Annotated in this window: 11 protein-coding genes and 1 pseudogene; 7 read left to right on the forward strand and 5 right to left on the reverse strand. The window is 73.2% G+C overall.

The window, feature by feature from the left end:
• The first annotated feature begins 262 nt into the window (after nucleotides 1–262).
• The gene (gene pcrA / locus SACTE_RS20205) at nucleotides 263–2,704 is read left to right on the forward strand and encodes a DNA helicase PcrA (RefSeq protein ID WP_026359188.1); all 2,442 of its coding nucleotides are present in this window, start codon (nucleotides 263–265) and stop codon (nucleotides 2,702–2,704) included.
• 70 nt (nucleotides 2,705–2,774) lie between these two features.
• Here pcrA and SACTE_RS20210 read toward each other — a convergent pair whose 3' ends face one another.
• Both SACTE_RS20210 and SACTE_RS20215 read right to left on the reverse strand, forming a co-directional pair.
• Nucleotides 2,775–4,445 carry a M23 family metallopeptidase gene (locus tag SACTE_RS20210; RefSeq protein ID WP_014047864.1) on the reverse strand — a complete coding sequence of 557 codons (1,671 nt, stop codon included), beginning with the start codon at nucleotides 4,443–4,445 and terminating at the stop codon, nucleotides 2,775–2,777.
• Between the two features lie 226 nt (nucleotides 4,446–4,671).
• Nucleotides 4,672–5,659: pseudogene (locus SACTE_RS20215) on the reverse strand (alpha/beta fold hydrolase).
• Nucleotides 5,660–6,023: 364 nt separating this feature from the next.
• Between SACTE_RS20215 and SACTE_RS20225 the strand changes: the two are divergent.
• Nucleotides 6,024–6,437 carry a cobalamin B12-binding domain-containing protein gene (locus SACTE_RS20225; RefSeq protein WP_014047865.1) on the forward strand — a complete coding sequence of 138 codons (414 nt, stop codon included), beginning with the start codon at nucleotides 6,024–6,026 and terminating at the stop codon, nucleotides 6,435–6,437.
• 299 nt (nucleotides 6,438–6,736) lie between these two features.
• On the opposite strand, the gene SACTE_RS20230 is transcribed toward SACTE_RS20225, so the two are convergent.
• Both SACTE_RS20230 and SACTE_RS20235 read right to left on the reverse strand, forming a co-directional pair.
• Nucleotides 6,737–8,644 carry a DUF5691 domain-containing protein gene (locus SACTE_RS20230; protein ID WP_014047866.1) on the reverse strand — a complete coding sequence of 636 codons (1,908 nt, stop codon included), beginning with the start codon at nucleotides 8,642–8,644 and terminating at the stop codon, nucleotides 6,737–6,739.
• A gap of 49 nt (nucleotides 8,645–8,693) precedes the next feature.
• Complete coding sequence (locus SACTE_RS20235; protein ID WP_078492699.1) at nucleotides 8,694–10,163, reverse strand: SWIM zinc finger family protein; 1,470 nt, start codon at nucleotides 10,161–10,163, stop codon at nucleotides 8,694–8,696.
• A 128-nt stretch (nucleotides 10,164–10,291) separates the two neighbouring features.
• On the opposite strand from SACTE_RS20235, the gene SACTE_RS20240 reads away from it, so the two are divergent.
• The 5 genes from SACTE_RS20240 (at nucleotide 10,292) to sucD (ending at nucleotide 17,639) form a co-directional block, all read left to right on the forward strand.
• The gene (locus SACTE_RS20240; protein ID WP_014047868.1) at nucleotides 10,292–11,452 is read left to right on the forward strand and encodes an AAA family ATPase; all 1,161 of its coding nucleotides are present in this window, start codon (nucleotides 10,292–10,294) and stop codon (nucleotides 11,450–11,452) included.
• Nucleotides 11,449–13,911, forward strand: a complete 2,463-nt coding sequence (locus SACTE_RS20245) for a DUF5682 family protein (protein ID WP_014047869.1) — start codon at nucleotides 11,449–11,451, stop codon at nucleotides 13,909–13,911. The genes SACTE_RS20240 and SACTE_RS20245 overlap by 4 nt, the downstream gene beginning before the upstream one ends.
• A complete protein-coding gene (locus tag SACTE_RS20250; protein WP_014047870.1) occupies nucleotides 13,908–15,197 on the forward strand; it encodes a VWA domain-containing protein in 1,290 nt (429 codons plus the stop codon). The genes SACTE_RS20245 and SACTE_RS20250 overlap by 4 nt, the downstream gene beginning before the upstream one ends.
• Nucleotides 15,198–15,551: 354 nt before the next feature.
• Nucleotides 15,552–16,733, forward strand: a complete 1,182-nt coding sequence (gene sucC, locus SACTE_RS20255; protein WP_014047871.1) for an ADP-forming succinate--CoA ligase subunit beta — start codon at nucleotides 15,552–15,554, stop codon at nucleotides 16,731–16,733.
• Between the two features lie 21 nt (nucleotides 16,734–16,754).
• The gene (gene sucD / locus SACTE_RS20260; protein WP_014047872.1) at nucleotides 16,755–17,639 is read left to right on the forward strand and encodes a succinate--CoA ligase subunit alpha; all 885 of its coding nucleotides are present in this window, start codon (nucleotides 16,755–16,757) and stop codon (nucleotides 17,637–17,639) included.
• A gap of 148 nt (nucleotides 17,640–17,787) precedes the next feature.
• On the opposite strand, the gene SACTE_RS20265 is transcribed toward sucD, so the two are convergent.
• Nucleotides 17,788–19,182 (reverse strand): helix-turn-helix domain-containing protein, encoded by a 1,395-nt coding sequence (locus SACTE_RS20265; protein ID WP_014047873.1) that lies wholly within the window; start codon nucleotides 19,180–19,182, stop codon nucleotides 17,788–17,790.
• Between the last annotated feature and the right edge of the window lie 32 nt (nucleotides 19,183–19,214).

The following is a 19,214-nucleotide window of genomic DNA, read 5'->3' on the forward strand; positions in this document are numbered from 1 at the left end:
GCCCGCGCGGCGTGGTTCGCCTCGGAGGGGAAACGGGTCACCTGACCGAGCACGCTAGCCAAAGCGTGGTGCCCCTGTGAAGGTTGATGTTCGATATGCCCGATACATTTTCGTGACCTTCGTCGCCCCGCGCTCCTTCCGGCGGGCGCGCCCGCCCGTTCTCCCACGCTCCGTGAGCGCGCCGTCCCCGTACGTGCCCGTGAGCGGGCTTCGTCACGATGCCGCCCGCACTGTCGGTGCGGGCACCTAGACTCGTATGGCGATGAGCAGCCTCTTTGACGACAGTTTCCTGACCGGTCTCCAGCAGGCGGACGAAGGCCCCCCGCCGCCTCCCGAGGAGCAGGCACCCGAAGAAGCGGTGCCGGAGGGTCTCTTCGGCGACGTCTTCGACACGCCTCCGCCGCCGCGTGAGACGCACTACCGCGACGGCGCCCCGCGCCCCGTCATCGACTCCGCGGCGCTGCTCGACGGGCTGAACACCGAGCAGCGCGCCGCCGTCGTGCACGCCGGGTCCCCGCTGCTCATCGTCGCCGGTGCCGGTTCGGGCAAGACCCGGGTGCTCACCCACCGGATCGCCCACCTGCTGGCCGAGCGCGGGGTGCACCCGGGGCAGATCCTCGCGATCACGTTCACCAACAAGGCCGCCGGCGAGATGAAGGAGCGCGTCGGGGACCTCGTCGGCCCGCGTGCCAACGCCATGTGGGTCATGACGTTCCACAGCGCCTGCGTGCGGATCCTGCGCCGCGAGTCCAAGCTCCTCGGCTTCACCTCGTCGTTCTCCATCTACGACGCCGCCGACTCGAAGCGGCTGATGGCGCTGGTCTGCCGTGACCTGGACCTCGACCCGAAGCGGTATCCGCCGAAGTCGTTCACGGCGAAGGTCTCCAACCTGAAGAACGAGCTGATCGACGAGGAGACGTTCGCCGGGCAGGCGGCGGACGGTTTCGAGAAGACGCTGGCCCAGGCGTACGCGCTCTACCAGGCACGGCTGCGCGAGGCCAACGCCCTGGACTTCGACGACATCATCATGACGACGGTCCACCTGCTCCAGGCGTTCCCCGACGTCGCCGAGCACTACCGCCGCCGCTTCCGGCACGTCCTTGTCGACGAGTACCAGGACACCAACCACGCCCAGTACACCCTGGTGCGCGAGCTGGTCGGCCCGGCCGGGGAGAAGGACGCCCCCGGCGAGCTGTGCGTCGTCGGTGACGCGGACCAGTCGATCTACGCCTTCCGGGGCGCGACCATCCGCAACATCCTCCAGTTCGAGGAGGACTACCCGGACGCCACGACGATCATGCTGGAGCAGAACTACCGCTCCACGCAGACGATCCTGTCCGCGGCCAACGCCGTCATCGAGCGCAACGAGAGCCGCCGCCCCAAGAACCTCTGGACGAACGCCGGAGCCGGCACCCGGATCACCGGGTACGTCGCCGACACCGAGCACGACGAGGCCCAGTTCATCGCCGACGAGATCGACCGGCTGACGGACGCCGGGGAGGCGAAGGCGGGCGATGTCGCGGTCTTCTACCGCACGAACGCCCAGTCCCGTGTCTTCGAGGAGATCTTCATCCGCGTCGGCCTGCCCTACAAGGTCGTCGGCGGGGTCCGCTTCTACGAGCGCAAGGAGGTCAGGGACGTCCTGGCCTACCTCCGTGTCCTCGCCAACCCCGAGGACACCGTCCCGCTGCGCCGCATCCTCAACGTGCCAAAGCGCGGCATCGGCGACCGGGCCGAGGCGATGATCGACGCCCTGTCGCTGCGCGAGAAGATCTCCTTCCCGCAGGCGCTGCGCCGCGTCGACGAGGCGTACGGCATGGCGGCCCGCTCGGCCAACGCCGTGAAGCGGTTCAACACACTGATGGAGGAGCTCCGCACGATCGTGGAGTCGGGCGCCGGGCCCGCCGTCGTGCTGGAGGCGGTGCTGGAGCGCACGGGCTATCTCGCCGAACTCCAGGCGTCCACCGACCCGCAGGACGAGACCCGCGTCGAGAACCTCCAGGAGCTCGCCGCCGTCGCCCTGGAGTTCGAGCAGGACCGGGCCGAGGAGGAGGGCGCGGGCACGCTCGCCGAGTTCCTGGAGAAGGTGGCGCTCGTCGCCGACTCCGACCAGATCCCCGACGAGGACGAGGACGGGTCCGGGGTCATCACGCTGATGACGCTGCACACCGCGAAGGGCCTGGAGTTCCCCGTGGTCTTCCTGACCGGCCTGGAGGACGGCGTCTTCCCGCACATGCGGGCGCTGGGCCAGGTCAAGGAGCTGGAGGAGGAGCGTCGGCTCGCCTACGTCGGCATCACGCGCGCCCGGGAGCGGCTGTACCTGACGCGGGCGGCGATGCGGAGCGCGTGGGGGCAGCCCTCGTACAACCCGCCGTCGCGGTTCCTGGAGGAGATCCCGGACCAGCACCTGGAGTGGAAGCGCAAGGGCCCGATGGCGGCCCCGGCGGGCCCGACCTCGGGTATCACCTCCTCGCTCTCCTCGTCCCGCGCGAAGTCCGGCCCTTCGGGCTTCGCGACGCGGCGCACGTCGGAGAAGCCGGTCGTCACCCTGGTGGTGGGGGACCGGGTCACGCACGACCAGTTCGGGCTGGGCACGGTGACGGCGGTCGAGGGGTTCGGCGACCAGGCCAAGGCGACGGTCGACTTCGGCGACGAGCGGCCGAAGAAGCTGCTCCTGCGGTACGCGCCGGTCGAGAAGCTCTGACGGCCGGAGGGCCGGACGGACGGAGGGCCGGGGCGGCTGTTCGCCACCCCGGCCCTCCGTCCGTGGTACGTCAGTTGGGGTTGACCCCGTGGCTGCGGAGCCAGGGTGTCGGGTCGATCGCCGCGCCGCCGCCGGGGCGCACCTCGAAGTGGAGGTGCGGGCCGGTGGAGTTGCCGGAGCTCCCGGAGTACGCGATGACGTCACCCGCCTTGACCGAACCGGCGCGGATCCGCGTCGTGCTGAGGTGGCAGTACCAGGTCTCGGTGCCGTCCGCGGCGGTGACGATGGCCATGTTCCCGTAGGCGCTGTTCCACTGGGTGCGGACGGTGCCGTCGGTCGCCGCCATCACGGGGGTGCCGTACGAGACGGGGAAGTCGATGCCCGTGTGGACGGACATCCAGTTCACGCCGGCCTGACCGTACGAGGCGCTGAGACCGTGCTGCTGGACCGGAAGCACGAACTTGGGACGCGCGGCCTCACGACGGGCCGCCTCCTCGGCGCGCTTCTTCTTCTCGGCGGCCTGACGCTCCTTCAGGTCCAGGCGCTCCTGGGTACGGCTGGCGCGGTCGGCGAAGTTCTCGCCGGCGGCACTGAGGTTCTCGAGCTGGGTGTCCAACTTGTTGTTGGCCACGGCCGGCTTGACGGTGTCGGCGGCCGCCATGGACGCGGTGTCGTCCTTCTTCTCGTCCGAGCCGCCCACACCGCCCACGGAGGCCGCGGCGATGCCCGCGACGCTCATCACGCAGGCGGAGGGCACGGCGACGGTGAGCAGTGCGGAGCGCTTCGCCGGTGTACGGCGGCGGCCACGACCGCCACCGCGCTGGACGGAACGCCCCGCCGGGGCCGAGGGGGAGGGGACGCGGGCCGCGGTCATGTCGATGACCTCGGCGATCTCGGTGACCGCGTCGTGGATGCCGTCGGTCCCGGCGGACGGCTCGTCCTCGGTCCCGGACGACGGGCGGGCCTGCTCCTCGGCGGGGGCCTCGTCGGCGTAGTCGTGGGTGCTGAACTCGGCCGTCTCGTACGGCTCGTGGGAATCGGCCCGGTGTTCGTACGGCTGGTACGACGTCTGTTCGGTGGCGTACGCGGCGCTTTCGGGCGTGTCGCCGGTGTTCCAGGCGGTGGCGTCCCAGGCCCCGGTGTCGGCCGTCGCGTACCCGGAGGTGTCGAAGGCGCCGGTGGGGAAGTCCGGGGCCGCGTAGGTGCCGGTGGCGTAGGCCGTGTCGGCGAACGTGGCGGTGGGGAAGGCGCCGGTGTCGCCGCCTGCCCACGGGTCGGCCGGGGCGGCGGCGTGCTGCCAGCCGGTGGTGTCCCACTGGCCCGTCGCGTCGGGGGCGTCGGCCTGGGTGGGGAGGCCGACTTGGGGCATCCAGACGGCGGTGGTCTCGTAGGTCTGCTGAGCCTGCGGGTGGTTCTGGCCGCCGTAGGTCTCGTAGACGGAGGCCTGTTGATGGGCCCCGGTGTCCCAGTGGCCGGTGCCGTACCGGTCGTTCGTCACGTACGGACCGGTGTCGTACGCGCCGCCGTGCTGCGGCTGCCGGTCGGATCCGCCGGTCTCGGCGTAGCCGCCGTACATGGTGTCCGGCGCGCCGTACGGGGTACTGGAACCGCTGCCGTACGTCGTGTCGGGACTGTCTTCCTGGTGACCAGGGAGCGTTCCGAAGAGTGGATCGATGTCGAAGCTGCCGGTGGTAACACTGTCGTATCCGGCATACCCGGCGTGGGGGTGCTGGTCGTTCACCAACTTCTCTCTCGCCTCGGCAGCAGGACCTGTGCTGGGGTCCGGTGGGGGGATCCCAGGGGGGAGCAGTGGCGGCGACTGTACCCGGCGGTATGCGACGACGACAATCTTCCGCAGGCACCGAGCCCCCAGGAAAGGGGCAATCGCCCGCCTTTCGGTGAACGGAAAGCGGAGGCTTGGTCCTATGTTCGATGTTTGTTCTATTCCCGAGGTCCTGGATCGGGTTTCAGGCGACGGATGCGGCTCCGGGACGCTCCGCGACGGCGTCCGATTCGAGGTACTGGCGGACCGCGGCCGCGACCGCCGGGTGCACGGGGAGCGCGAGGTGGCCGATGCCGGTGACACGGACGTTCAGGGCGTCGAGGTCGGGGTGGTCGACGCACGCCGTCTCGACCGGGAGCATGATCCGGTCCAGCTCGCTCCAGAAACTGATGAACCTGGTCCGGCACCCCGGCGCGGGGCGGCGCAGCTCCTCGATCAGGTCGGAGCCGCTGCGCATCTGCCGGACGATCGGGTGCGCTCCGGCCAGCGGGGCGAAGGCGGTGCCGCCGTGGGGCGTGCCGAGGGTGACGAGGGTACGGACCCGCCGGTCGCCGCCCAGCCGCTGCACGTAGTAGCGGGCGATCAGGCCGCCGAGGCTGTGGCCGACGATGTCGATCTCGCTGTGCCCGGTGCGGGCCCGGATCTCCTCGACGTGTCGGCCGAGCAGCTCGGCCGCCGCCCTGATGTCGCAGGTCAGCGGGGAGTAGTTGAGCGATTCCAGATGGTGCCAGCCGTGCCGGGCCAGCGAGCGGCGGAGCAGCACGAAGACGGAGCGGTTGTCGATGAAGCCGTGGAGGAGCAGGACCGGCGGACGGTCGGCCGGGTGCCGCGGCGGTCGGCGGCCTCGTGTTCTTCGTGCGCTTCTTGCCGGTCGTGTTGTTCCCGGCGCGGTCGGTGAGGCTTTTTGTGCTGTCCGCCGGATGGGGGAGGCGGGTGGGATCGGTGCCGTCGCCCGGTGTGCCGTCCTGTGTGTCGGGCGTGTCGGGCGTGTCGGACCGGGGCGAGGGGGAGAGGGGGCGGCGCTGCGGGATCAGCCCCGAGGGGTAGACCAGCAGGTGCCCGGCGAGGATCGCCAGCTCCAGGGCGGCGGCTCTCAGTGGTGTCGACGCGGGCCAGGCGGGGCGCGGACACGACCGGCTCAGCAGCGGGGGTAGGAAGGACAGGACCTTCATCGGCCGACCTCCTGCACGGCATGCGGGGTGGCGGCTCCCTGCCCCGTATGCCCTCACGGGGAGTCGCGGCGGCCGTCCCGCCCGCCCGGGCGGTCCGGCGCACGATCCTGGGTGGACCGGGGCCGCGCCACCGTGCCGTGCGGCTGACGGCGCGGTGGCACGACGACCTCGTGCGGCTCCCCTGACGTCGGTCCCTGCGCGGCAGGCGTGCCGCGCGATGGGGAGAGCGACGCTTGGCGAACATGTCCCATGTGTGATTTCCCCCTCCCCGCCCACCGCGAAACGGCCCCGTGCGGGATGCTGTGGATAACGTTCGTTCACATCCCCGGTCCGTCAGGCACGGGAGACGCATGTGGAGGCAGTGATGGGTGTGACCGGTCCGATCCGTGTGGTGGTGGCCAAGCCGGGCCTCGACGGCCATGACCGCGGGGCCAAGGTGATCGCGCGGGCGCTGCGGGACGCGGGTATGGAGGTCATCTACACGGGCCTTCACCAGACCCCCGAACAGATCGTGGACACCGCGATCCAGGAGGACGCCGACGCGATCGGCCTCTCGATCCTCTCGGGCGCGCACAACACGCTGTTCGCCAAGGTCATCGCGCTGCTGAAGGAGCGCGACGCGGAGGACATCAAGGTCTTCGGCGGAGGCATCATTCCCGAGGCGGACATCCCTCCGCTGAAGGAGCAGGGCGTCGCGGAGATCTTCACGCCCGGCGCGACGACGGCCTCGATCGTGGACTGGGTGAACGCCCACGTCCGTCAGCCGGCGGAGGCCTGAGACCGGCGGGAGGTCGGGGCGGGGCTGCCCGAGCCGAGTGGGGTCTCCGTACCGGGGGTCTCCATGCCGGGGGTGGCTGCTCGAGCCGGTGTCCGAGTGAGCCTTGGCTGTCTGCTGAGCCGGTGCCTGTCTGAGCGGGTGCCTGTTTGAGCCGGTGCCTGGCCGAGCTGTGGTTCCCCGAGCCGTGGGTGCCCGCTGAGCCGGATCGGACCGGTTGTTCGGGCCCGCCCGCCGGTCCCGTCGGCCCCGGCTCGTCGGCCGTCGGCGTTGCCGGTACGTGACCGGCGGACGCCCGCCGGTCATGTCGCCGTGCCCGGAGCGCCGGGAGCAGCCGCCCCCTGATCCCGGTCCGAGGTGGCGGACGATGCTGCCGCCCGCCCTTCCGGCGATGCCTCCGTGCCGTGCTCCGGAGCTGCGTCGTCCGTGGTGCCGTCCGGTGTCAGCTCCGCGGCCATGGCCGCGCGCAGGCGCAGGGTGGAGACCAGGCGCCGGAACGCCTCCGACCAGTAGCCGCCCGCGCCCGGTGAGGCGCCTTCCGGTTCGTCCTGGATGGCGGTCAGGACTTCGAGCCGGTTCGCCTCGGCCGGGTCGAGGCACCGCTCGGCCAGCCCCATGACACCGCTGAAGCTCCACGGGTAGCTCCCCGCGTCACGGGCGATGTCCAACGCGTCGACCACCGCGCGGCCGAGCGGGCCGGCCCAGGGAAGGGCACAGACGCCGAGCAGCTGGAAGGCCTCGGACAAGCCGTGCGCCGCGATGAAACCGGCCACCCAGTCCGCCCGTTCGGCGGTGGGCAGGGTCGCCAGGAGTTGTGAGCGCTCGGCCAGGGAGGCCGTACCGGGGCCGTTGGCGGGGGGTATGGAGGGGGCGCCCAGCAGGGCCCTGGCCCAGGCGGGGTCCCGTTGCCGCACCGCTGCCCGGCACCAGGCTGCGTGCAGCTCCGCTTCCCAGCCGTCGGCCACCGGCAGTGCGACGATCTCCTGTGCGCTGCGTCCGCCGAACCGCTCCGGCCAGACGGAGAGCGGCGCCGCCTCCACCAACTGACCGAGCCACCAGGAGCGTTCACCGCGCCCGGACGGCGGCACCGGCGTCACGCCGTCACGCTGCATGTCCGCGTCGCATTCGTGCGGGGCCTCCACGGCGATGGTCAAGGCGTCGCCCGTACGGTCGGGGTTCACGCACGTCGTGGCGCGGGACGCCATCCGCCGGGCCAGTGCCGAGCCCGGCAGCGCGGACAGCAGTTCGGCGGCGGTGGAACGGACGTTGCGGCTCCGGTCGGACAACGCCTCCTCCAGGAACGGCTCGTCCGCCGCGCCGAGCCCCGCACGGAGGGAATCGAGGAACATCAGCCGGTCCTCGGCCCGTTCGGCTGACCAGGTCCCGGCCAGCAGTTCCCGGGCGGCCGCCGGGTCCTGCGCCCGTACGGCACCGAGCAGCGCGACCCGCTCCGCGAAGAGTCCCTCCTCCCAGAGCCGTCGTATCTCGCCGGGGCTCCCGGTGGCGGTGCGGTGGGCACCCGTCGAGGCACGCAGGGCGAACCGCCAGTCGGGGTTCAGCGCCGCGAGCCAGAGCCCGCGCGGCCCCGCGAAGGACAGCACATGGGGGCGCAGGTCCGTGCGCGCCCGGGCCGCGTCCAGCAGCGCGGGCAACTGCTCGGCCGGGGCGCGGTAGCCGCGCTCACCGGCCAGGGCCAGCCACTGGGGGATGAGCTCCGTGAGGTCGGGCGCCGACCCCCGGCGGCCTCCGGCGGGCGGCGCGGACCGGTCGGCCAGCAGCTGCGCGAGCCGCCGCCGCGCGGCGGGTGGCAGCGGCGGCCGGGGATCGGTGGGCGCGGGTACGGGCGGGGCGGCGCCCACGGCGGGCACAAGCGCTGCCCGTCGCCGCACCGTGTGCAGCGCGGCCGCGTCCAGAAGCGCCGCCGGACCGGCCGACGCACCCGGAGCCGATGCCGGGTGGCCCGAAGTCCCCGGGGCCGACGGGCCGGACCGCAACGGCCGCCGGTCCGTGCCCAGCAGTGCCGCGGTGACGAGCTCCTCCCAGGGGACACCTCCCGTCGGCAGACCGCGCTCGGCGGCGGGCGGTGCGAAGACGGCGGCACGGCTCTCGACGCCGACGCCGACGCCGCAGACGCCGGCGTCGGTGTCGGCGTCGGTGTCGTTGGTGTCGGGCGTCGATGCGGAGGGGGCGGTTCGAGCTGGATCGGGCATGCGGTTTCGTCCTCCGGTGTCGGGCGGTCGCGGCCAGGGTGAGGCCGCGTCAGGTGAGGGCGACGATCCCGGCGGTGTCCGGGGGCCATGCCTCCGCGTCCCACGCCTTTGTGTGGCGGTCGCCCTCGGCCGCCGCGTGCGGGCTCCAGGCGGCCAGCGGGTCGAACCCCTGATGGCCGCACTCGCCGAACACCGAGACGGGGCGGCCCCCGGCGAACGCGACCAGCTTCCACAGACCGGCGCGGGACAACGCCGTAGCCGTGAGCGGCAGGGCCGAGCCGTCCGACGCCCCCACCAGCTGCCAACCGCCCTCCGACGGCACAGGTATGACCTCATGCAGGGTCACCGGCCACGCGTCCAGCCAGGGATCGTCGTGCAGGGCGCGCCCGTACGCACCGGTGGCGTCGGCCGGCGTGCCACCCGACGGGGGGAGGGCCTCCTCGGTGGGCGTCCCGAACCGCTCGCCCAGGTCGCCCCGAAGTCGGCCGCCGCCTGGAAAGGGCGTGATCTCCGCGTCGATCGTCGTGCCCACCGTGAGGGAGAGGGCGGGGGCGCGTCCGGCGGCGCCGAAGGACAGGAGCAGCGTCGTACGCCCGGACTCCTGGCCGTACAGCCAGACGCGGCGGGTCACCAACGTGCCGTCCGGTCCGTCCTGCTGGGCGAGCACCAGCCACCGGTCGCGGACGGGCGGCCCCTCGGCGGGAACCGTGAGCCCGACCCTCGTCCGGACGGTCGCGGCCAACGGGGCGGGCAACCGCTCGCGCCGCAGCCACGCCGAATCCAGCAGGTGCAGCAGCGCGCACGCTTCGAGCAGGCGCACCGGCCAGCCCGTCCCCGACGCCGCGACCGCCTCCAACTCCCGTACCCGGGCGGCGAGGCCCGGCGCCTGCGCGTCGACCATGCGCGCTGCCGTCTCCTCCCACAGGCCGTAGTCCGGGCGGTCGGCCTCGGCGAGCCCGCCCCGCAACAGGTCGGTGAGGCGCTGCTCCAACTCCTGGGCGCCTCCCGTGATGCGCTCGGCCCGGCGGGCCGCACGCCGTGCGGCCGCCTCCCGGTCGGCGGGGCCGGACGCGCCGGTGGCCGCGCCGACCGTCGGGCTCCCGGCGTCGCCCGTCCCACCGGACTCCCCGGCCCCGGGCGGGCGGCGGCCCTCCAGCCATGCCCGGGCCCACTCCGGCGCGGCCCCGCCCGCCCGAAGCGCGGGATCGTCGGAGGCACACATCAGCAGTAGCCCCAGCGCGTGCTCGCACGGCCCCTTCCGGCCGGGGCAGTCGCACCCGTACGCGGGTCCGTCGGTGTCGACCACCGTGCGGTACACGCGGTCGCCGCCGCCCGGGCACAGCCCCCACAGCGCATTCGGCTCCGAACGCCCCGCGTCCGCCCACAGACGCCCCGAACCGAGCGCGCGCCCGGCCGAGCGTGACACCTCGTCAGGAGCAAGTGCCAGGACCTGCTCCACCGTCCTGCGCGCCACCGGCCCGGTGGCGCGCGCGGGTTCTCCCCCGTGAGATAGCAGCATGGTGACGACGGTAGGACGCACCACTGACAAGCCCCTCCGACCTGCGCGTTCGCTGCTCGGCCGCCGATTGTCAGTGCCATGGTGCACGGTGGTGGACACATCGGGTCGAACGATCTGGAGGGGGATCCATGACCGTGTCCGAGTCCGTACGCACCGCCTCGACCACCACCGCCTCGACCATTTCCGCGGGGGCCGGGGACCCCGCGGAGGGCAGCGCGCTGAGGCCGCACGCCGAGCACGCCTTCGCGGACGAACTCACAGCCCTCGCCGCCGCGGACGACCGTCCCCGGCCGGCCCGTTGGCGGCTCTCGCCGTGGGGCGTCGCCACCTATCTCCTCGGCGGCGTGCTCCCGGACGGCACCGTGATCACCCCGAAGTACGTGGGGCCCCGCCGCCTCGTCGAAGTCGCCGTCAGTACCCTCGCCACCGACCGGGCGCTGCTGCTTCTCGGCGTGCCGGGCACCGCCAAGACCTGGGTGTCCGAGCACCTGGCGGCGGCGGTCAGCGGGGACTCCACCCTGCTCGTGCAGGGCACGGCAGGCACCCCCGAGGAAGCCGTGCGCTACGGCTGGGACTACGCGCGGCTGCTCGCCCACGGGCCCAGCCGCGACGCCCTGGTGCCGAGCCCCGTCATGCGGGCGATGGCCGACGGCATGACTGCCCGGGTCGAGGAGCTCACCCGCATACCTGCCGATGTGCAGGACGCGCTCATCACGATCCTGTCGGAGAAGACGCTGCCCGTCCCGGAGCTCGGCCAGGAGGTCCAAGCAGTCCGCGGGTTCAACCTGATCGCCACCGCCAACGACCGCGACCGCGGGGTCAACGAGCTTTCCAGCGCGCTGCGCCGACGTTTCAACACGGTGGTGCTGCCGCTGCCCGCCACACCCGAGGCCGAGGTCGACATCGTGTCCCGGCGCGTGGAGCAGATCGGCCGCTCGCTGGACCTGCCCCCGACGCCCGACGGGATGGCGGAGATCCGACGCGTCGTCACGGTCTTCCGGGAACTGCGCGAGGGCGTCACCACGGACGGCCGCACGAAGCTCAAGTCACCGTCCGGGACGCTGTCCACGGCCGAGGCGATCTCCGTCGTCACCGGCGGGCTCGCCCTCGCCTCCCACTTCGGCGACGGCGTCCTGCGGCCCGGAGACGTGGCGGCCGGCGTCCTGGGCGCGGTCGTCCGGGACCCGGCCGCGGACCGGGTGGTGTGGCAGGAGTATCTGGAGGCCGTGGTCCGTGAGCGCGACGGCTGGAAGGACTTCTACCGCGCCTGCCGCGAGGTCTCCGCATGACGGCCCGTGAGACGACCGCGCGTGCGCGGCGCGTCGGTGCGGGCACGGACCGGCCCGCTGCGTCCGGGGACCCGCTCCTGCTCGGGGTGCGCCACCACGGCCCGGGCTCCGCCCGCGCGGTGCTCGCCGCCCTGGACCACGCGCGGCCGAGCGCCGTGCTCGTCGAGGGTCCGCCGGAGGCCGACACCCTGCTGCCGCTCGCCGCCGACGAGCGGATGCGGCCGCCCGTCGCCCTGCTCGTCCACGCGGTGGACGACCCGGGGCGTGCCGCGTTCTGGCCGATGGCGGCGTTCTCGCCGGAGTGGGTGGCGATCCGCTGGGCGCTTGAGCACCGGGTCCCGGTGCGGTTCATGGACCTCCCCGCCGCGCACGGCCTGGCTGTGCCTGAGCAGCCGGAGGCCCGCCCGGACGACGCCCCGGCGGTCGACCCGATCGGCGTGCTGGCCGCGGCCGCGGGGTACGACGACGCGGAGCGCTGGTGGGAGGACGTGGTCGAGCACCGCACGGCGGACGGGGCACCGGCCGACCCCCGGGCACCGTTCGCCGCCCTCGCCGAGGCGATGGGGGCGCTGCGTGAGGTCCACGGCGACGGTGGGCGGCCCCGGGACGCCGTCCGGGAGGCCGCCATGCGGCTCCGGCTGCGCGCCGCCCGCAAGGAGTTCGGGGACGGCGTCGCCGTCGTCTGCGGTGCCTGGCACGTCCCCGCGCTCGCCGCGCGCACGACCATCGCCGCGGACAAGGCACTCCTGAAGGGGATCCCCAAGGTCAGGACGGAGACCACCTGGGTCCCCTGGACCCACCGAAGGCTCGCCCGGCACAGCGGATACGGCGCGGGGATCGAGTCCCCCGGCTGGTACGGACACCTTTTCGACGCCCGGGACAGACCTCTCGAACGCTGGATGACGAAAGCCGCCGGGCTGCTCCGCGAGGAGGACCACTTCGTGTCCTCCGCCGACGTCATCGAGGCGGTGCGCCTCGCCGGAACCCTGGCAGCGATGAGGGGCCGCCCGGTCGCCGGGCTCGCCGAGGCCACCGACGCGGTCCGCGCCGTCATGTGCGAGGGGTCCGACGTCCCGCTCGCCCTCGTCCAGGACCGGCTGGTCGTCGGCGAGACCCTCGGAGAGGTGCCGGACAGCGCGCCCGCCGTGCCGTTGCAGCGGGACCTCACCCGGCAGCAGCGCACGCTCCGGCTGCGACCGGTGGCGGAGCGGCGGGACCTGGAGCTCGACCTGCGCAAGGAGACCGACGCGGCCCGCAGCAGACTCCTGCACCGGCTGCGGCTCCTCGGCGTCGGCTGGGGCGAGCCCGTGGAGGGCCGGGGCAGCACGGGTACGTTCCGGGAGAGCTGGCGGCTGCACTGGCGGCCCGAGCTGTTCGTCCGGGTCGCGGAGGCCGGCGTGTGGGGCACCACGGTGCTGACCGCCGCGAGCGCACGCGCCGAGTCCGAGGCCGTGGCGGCGACGACGCTCGCCGGGGTGACCGCGCTCGCCGAGCGTTGCCTGCCGGCCGGGCTGCCCGCCGACGCGCTGTCCGTCGTCATGAGCGCCCTCGCGGACCGCGCCGCCCTCGACGCGGACGTCGGCCACCTCGCGGACGCGCTGCCGGCGCTGGCCCGTTCGCTGCGCTACGGCGACGTACGCGGCACGGACACGGCCGCGCTGGCGGCGGTCGCCGTGGGTCTCGCCGAACGCGTCTGCGTCGGCCTGCCACCCGCCTGCACCGGCCTCGACCCGGACGGCGCCCAGGAACAGCGTCGCCGGGTGGACGGGGTGCACAGCGCCATAGCCCTGCTGGCCGGAGCCAGAGCCGGAGGAGAAGCCGATCCGACGGACAGAGACGCGCCCGCACCGGCCGACGGGGCGACAGACGCACCGGCCGACGCACCGACAGACGGACTGCGGGGCCGCTGGGCCGGTGTCCTGCGCAAGCTGGCGTCCCGGGACACGGTCGCGGGAGTCGTCCGTGGCCGAGCCACCCGGCTGCTCCTCGACGACGGGCACCTCCCCGAGGAAGAGGCCGCCCGGCTGATGGGCCTGGCCCTTTCGCCCGGCGCGCCACCCGCCGACGCCGCAGCCTGGATCGAGGGGTTCGTCGGCGGGGCGGCGGGCGGCGGCATGCTCCTCGTCCACGACGAGCGCCTCCTGCGCCTCGTCGACGACTGGCTGACCGGCATACCCCCCGCGTCGTTCACCGCGGTGCTGCCGCTGCTCCGGCGCACCTTCTCGACGTACGACCCGGGGGTGCGCCGCACCCTGGGTGAGCTGGTCCGCTGCGGCCCGCAGCCCGGCGGCGCCCACCGCACGGCCGACGCCCTGACCGCCGGATTCGGCCCGGGACTCGACGAGCGACGGGCCGACGCGGTCGTCCCGGTGCTGCGGCTGCTGCTCGGGCTCGGCACCGAGGAACGGACCACCACCACGGGCAGCACGCCCGAAAAGGAGAGGACGGCGAGCCGATGACCCCGCCCCGGAACACCAGCGGCACGCAGGAGGTACCGCAGAAGGCCCCGCACGAGGCACCGACGGCCGCCGGAGAGACAGTCGCCGGAGAGACGGCCGCCGGAGAGACGGCAGCCGGGGAGACAGCAGCCGGCGGGGTGGACGACGAGCGGCTGCGGCGCTGGCGCATGGTGCTCGGGCCGGACGGTGCCGAGAGCACCGGACGCCCGCTCACCGGCCGGGACACGGCGATGGACGGCGCGCTGACCGCGCTCTACGGCGGCGGGAAGAAGCCCGGCGGACGGACCGGGGCCGGGCGTTCCGGCGGGCTCGGGGCCTCCGCACCGGCCGTCGCCCGATGGCTCGGCGACATCCGCACGTACTTCCCCGCCTCCGTCGTCCAGGTCATGCAGCGCGACGCGATCGACCGCCTGGGGCTTTCCGGACTGCTGCTGGAGCCGGAGATGCTGGAGGCCGTCGAGCCGGACGTGCACCTGGTCGGCACGCTGCTCTCCCTGCACAAGGCGATGCCCGAGACCACCCGGGAGACGGCACGCGCCGTCGTCCGCAAGGTCGTCGAGGACCTGGAGAGACGGCTGGCCACCCGCACCAGGGCCACGCTCACCGGCGCACTGGACCGCTCGGCCGCGACGGGCAGGCCGCGCCCCCAGGACATCGACTGGGGCCGCACCGTCCGGGCCAACCTCAAGCACTACCTGCCCGAGCACCGCACGGTCGTTCCCGAGCGGCTCATCGGATACGGCCGCTCCGCGCGGTCCGTGAAGAAGGACGTCATCCTCTGCATCGACCAGTCCGGCTCGATGGCCGCCTCCCTGGTCCACGCCGCGGTCTTCGGAGCGGTGCTCGCCTCCATGCGCACCCTGACGACCCGGCTCGTCGTGTTCGACACCGCCGTGGCCGATCTCACGGACCAGCTGGACGACCCGGTCGACGTGCTGTTCGGTACGCGGCTCGGCGGGGGCACGGACATCAATCGCGCGCTCGCCTACTGCCAGTCGAGAATCACCCGTCCGGCCGACACCGTCGTCGTGCTCATCAGCGACCTCTACGAAGGCGGCATCCGCGACGAGATGCTCGGGCGAGCAGCGGCGATGACGGCCTCCGGGGTGCGGTTCGTGACGTTGCTGGCCCTCTCGGACGAGGGGGCGCCGGCCTATGACAGGGAGCACGCGGCGGCGCTGGGCGCGCTCGGCACCCCCGCCTTCGCCTGTACGCCCGACCTCTTCCCGGAGGTCATGGCGGCCGCCCTGGAGAGGCGGCCGCTGCCCGTACCGGACACCGCCTGACCGGCCGGCAGGTCCGGGCGGACACGGAGAGACACCGCCGAGGCCCGCTCGGAGCACCCGTCGGCCGCGGCCGACGGGACCCGCGGCGAGGGGTGCGCGGACTGCGGAGCGGCCCGGCCGACGTGCCGTTTTGTCCCCGGCACCCCGGTCACCAGGGCGATCTGTGACCGTTATCACCGCTCAGGTGTGATCCGCAATTTAGGGTCCTGCCGGGCGCGGGGATAACCTGCCGGATGGACATGCCGCGTACCGGAACACCGAGTGCGCCTCCCCTGTGACCGCGCAGTCACGTTGCCCTCGCGGCACGCCCACGCAGAAAACGAACCGCGAGACCACTAAAAGGGACGGACGCGCGTGGACCTGTTCGAGTACCAGGCGAGGGACCTCTTCGCCAAGCACGGTGTACCGGTGCTGGCCGGTGAAGTCATCGACACGCCTGAGGCAGCCCGCGAGGCGACCGAGCGGCTGGGCGGCAAGTCCGTCGTCAAGGCGCAGGTGAAGGTCGGCGGCCGAGGCAAGGCCGGCGGCGTCAAGCTGGCCGCCGACCCCGACGAGGCGGTCGCCCGGGCGACCGACATCCTCGGCATGGACATCAAGGGCCACACGGTCCACAAGGTGATGATCGCCGAGCTGTCCCCGGAGATCGAGGCGGAGTACTACGTCTCGTACCTCCTCGACCGCACCAACCGCACCTTCCTGGCCATGGCCTCGGTGCAGGGCGGCATGGACATCGAGGAGGTCGCGGAGAAGACCCCCGAGGCCCTCGCGAAGGTCCCGGTCAACGCCGTGGACGGGGTCGACATCGCCAAGGCCCGCGAGATCGTGGCCCAGGCGAAGTTCCCGGCCGACGTGGCCGAGGGTGTCGCCGAGGCCCTGGTGACCCTGTGGGACACCTTCGTCGCCGAGGACGCCCTCCTCGTCGAGGTCAACCCGCTGGTGAAGACCAAGGACGGCCGCATCCTGGCGCTGGACGGCAAGGTGTCTCTCGACGAGAACGCCGACTTCCGCCAGCCCGGCCACGAGGCCCTCGAGGACAAGGCCGCGGCCAACCCGCTCGAGGCCGCTGCCAAGGCCAAGAACCTCAACTACGTCAAGCTCGACGGCGAGGTCGGCATCATCGGTAACGGTGCCGGTCTGGTCATGTCGACCCTGGACGTCGTCGCGTACGCCGGTGAGAAGCACGGCGACGTGAAGCCCGCCAACTTCCTCGACATCGGTGGCGGCGCCTCCGCCGAGGTCATGGCGAACGGCCTGGAGATCATTCTCGGGGACCCGGACGTCCGGTCCGTCTTCGTCAACGTCTTCGGTGGCATCACCGCCTGCGACGAGGTCGCCAACGGCATCGTCCAGGCTCTGGAGCTGCTCAAGACCAAGGGCGAGGACGTCACCAAGCCGCTGGTCGTGCGCCTCGACGGCAACAACGCGGAACTGGGTCGCAAGATCCTCTCCGACGCCAACCACCCGCTCGTGCAGCGCGTGGACACCATGGACGGCGCGGCCGACAAGGCCGCCGAGCTCGCCGCGGCTGCGAAGTAAGGGACGAGGGACTCCAACACCATGGCTATCTTCCTCACCAAGGACAGCAAGGTCATCGTCCAGGGGATGACCGGCGCCACGGGCATGAAGCACACCAAGCTCATGCTGGCCGACGGCACCAACATCGTCGGTGGCGTGAACCCGCGCAAGGCCGGTACGTCCGTCGACTTCGACGGCACCGAGGTACCCGTCTTCGGGTCCGTCAAGGAAGCGATGGAGAAGACGGGCGCCGACGTGTCCGTCCTCTTCGTGCCGCCGGCGTTCGCGAAGGCCGCCGTCGTCGAGGCGATCGACGCCGAGATCCCGCTGGCCGTCGTGATCACCGAGGGCATCGCGGTCCACGACTCGGCCGCCTTCTGGGCGTACGCCGGTGCGAAGGGCAACAAGACCCGGATCATCGGCCCGAACTGCCCGGGTCTCATCACCCCCGGCCAGTCCAACGCCGGCATCATCCCGGGCGACATCACCAAGCCCGGCCGCATCGGTCTCGTGTCCAAGTCGGGCACGCTGACCTACCAGATGATGTACGAGCTCCGTGACATCGGCTTCTCCTCGGCCGTCGGCATCGGTGGCGACCCGGTCATCGGTACGACGCACATCGACGCCCTCGCGGCGTTCGAGGCCGACCCCGAGACCGACCTCATCGTGATGATCGGCGAGATCGGCGGCGACGCCGAGGAGCGTGCCGCCGACTACATCGCGAAGAACGTCACCAAGCCGGTCGTCGGTTACGTCGCGGGCTTCACCGCCCCCGAGGGCAAGACCATGGGCCACGCCGGCGCCATCGTCTCCGGCTCCTCCGGCACCGCCGCCGCCAAGAAGGAGGCCCTCGAGGCCGCCGGCGTGAAGGTCGGCAAGACGCCGACCGAGACCGCCAAGCTGGCGCGCGAGATCCTCGCCGGCTGATCGCGCGCCGTGGCGGCCCGTCCGCCGCGGCACCGCGTCACCCGCATCGCGCGGAAACGGCGTGGGCCCGCACCCCTCTCGCAGGGGCGCGGGCCCACGCCGTTTCCGTACCCGTACGGACCTGTCCCGGGCGGTACCGGACGGCTCGTCAGGGGATCTGCGGCACCAGGCGTTCCGGGCCGTGCGCGAGTTCGTCGCGCAGTGCCTTCTGGAGCCTCAGGTCCTGCGGTGTCAGCTTCTCCGGCCCGCCCAGCGGAGGCACCCCCTCCACCCGGGCGGCCGGTGCGATCGGCTGCTCGTACCGCGTGGGGGCCGTGCCGAGCGTGAAGCTGGTGGTGCCGGCGAGTAGCACACCGAAGCACACCGCCGCCCGCGTCCACTGCCGCGCCCGGCGTTCACCTCCCGTGCGTACCGCCTGGGCGGGGGGCGGCGAGGGCACCCGCTCGGCGAGGGCGAGGGCCCCCAGCCGTTCGCGGAGCAGCGCCGACTGTCCACCGGGGGACGGCTGCCGGGCCAGTTCCGGCAGCCGTTCGGCGACGGCGGCCCGTGCGTTCACCAGCCGGCCCGCCGTGGCGGGCGTGCTGGCCTCGGTCTCGGCCGCCGTCTCGGCGAGGCCCAGTCCCACACCGTCGTGGAGGAGCAGGGTGCGCCGGTAGGAGGCCGGCATGTCCAGCAGGGCGCGGAGCAGGGCCCGGCGTGCCGGGTCCTCGGGCAGCGCGTCGGGACGGCGATGGGCCCGCCGCACCCGGTTCCACGGCGACATGGCGTACTCGTACACCGCGGCCCGCACCCACCCGGCCGGGTCGCGGTCCCTGGCGACCTCGGGCCAGCGGTGCCAGGCGAGGTGGAAGGCGCGCTCGACGGCCTCCCTGGAGAGCTGCCGGCGCCCGGTCAGCACGTAAGCCTGGCGGACGAGTCCGGGCGCGGTGTGGGTGTAGAGGGCGTCGAACGCCTCCGCGGCGGTGAGGCCGGCCGCAGAGGCGGTGCGGTCGTCGGGTGCCGCGTCCCGTGCCGGTGCGGGGACCTTCGCGGGCGCGGCGGGCGGTGACGCGACGGGCGCCTTGCGGAGCTCGGGGCCCGGGGGACCGGCCGGGGGCTGAGGCGGCGTCAGCCCTCCCGGGTCCGCCTCGGGTCCCGGGGGATCCAGAGGATCAGGGGCTCCCGGAGACTCCCACGCGTCATCGGCCTCCGGCGTGCTCGTGGCCTCCGGCACGTCCGCCGTTTCCGGCGTGTCCGCGACCTTGGGCGTGCTCGTGGTCTCCGGCGCGTCCGCGGCCTTCGGCCCGGTGACCGGGCCCTTGGCCGCCACCCTGCCCGCCGACGCACGCGGGTCCTCGGAGCTGATGATCCTGGCGTACGCCACCCGTCGGCGGCCCCGGGGTTCGGTCCGTCCCGACTCCCAGGCGCGGACGGTGGCCGGGGTGACCCCCACGGCCGTCGCGACCTGTTCCTCACTCAGTTCCCTTGCCTCGCGCAGCCTGCGGCGCTCCTTGGGCGAGGGCAACGGGGGCGCGGCGGCGGGACCGGTGGTCTTGCGCGTCATGTCCGTCCTCCACCAACACTGCAATGGGTGAA

The sequence above is a fragment of the Streptomyces sp. SirexAA-E genome (assembly GCF_000177195.2).
Lineage (GTDB): Bacteria > Actinomycetota > Actinomycetes > Streptomycetales > Streptomycetaceae > Streptomyces > Streptomyces flavovirens.

What these genes read in the sequence shown, in the direction of transcription:
- SACTE_RS20240 (WP_014047868.1), top strand. Translation starts at nt 10,292, where the DNA reads ATGACCGTGTCCGAGTCCGTACGCACCGCCTCGACCACCACCGCCTCG.
- SACTE_RS20250 (WP_014047870.1), top strand. Translation starts at nt 13,908, where the DNA reads ATGACCCCGCCCCGGAACACCAGCGGCACGCAGGAGGTACCGCAGAAG.
- pcrA (WP_026359188.1), top strand. Translation starts at nt 263, where the DNA reads ATGAGCAGCCTCTTTGACGACAGTTTCCTGACCGGTCTCCAGCAGGCG.
- sucD (WP_014047872.1), top strand. Translation starts at nt 16,755, where the DNA reads ATGGCTATCTTCCTCACCAAGGACAGCAAGGTCATCGTCCAGGGGATG.
- SACTE_RS20235 (WP_078492699.1), bottom strand. Translation starts at nt 10,163, where the DNA reads ATGCTGCTATCTCACGGGGGAGAACCCGCGCGCGCCACCGGGCCGGTG.
- SACTE_RS20225 (WP_014047865.1), top strand. Translation starts at nt 6,024, where the DNA reads ATGGGTGTGACCGGTCCGATCCGTGTGGTGGTGGCCAAGCCGGGCCTC.
- SACTE_RS20230 (WP_014047866.1), bottom strand. Translation starts at nt 8,644, where the DNA reads ATGCCCGATCCAGCTCGAACCGCCCCCTCCGCATCGACGCCCGACACC.
- SACTE_RS20265 (WP_014047873.1), bottom strand. Translation starts at nt 19,182, where the DNA reads ATGACGCGCAAGACCACCGGTCCCGCCGCCGCGCCCCCGTTGCCCTCG.
- SACTE_RS20245 (WP_014047869.1), top strand. Translation starts at nt 11,449, where the DNA reads ATGACGGCCCGTGAGACGACCGCGCGTGCGCGGCGCGTCGGTGCGGGC.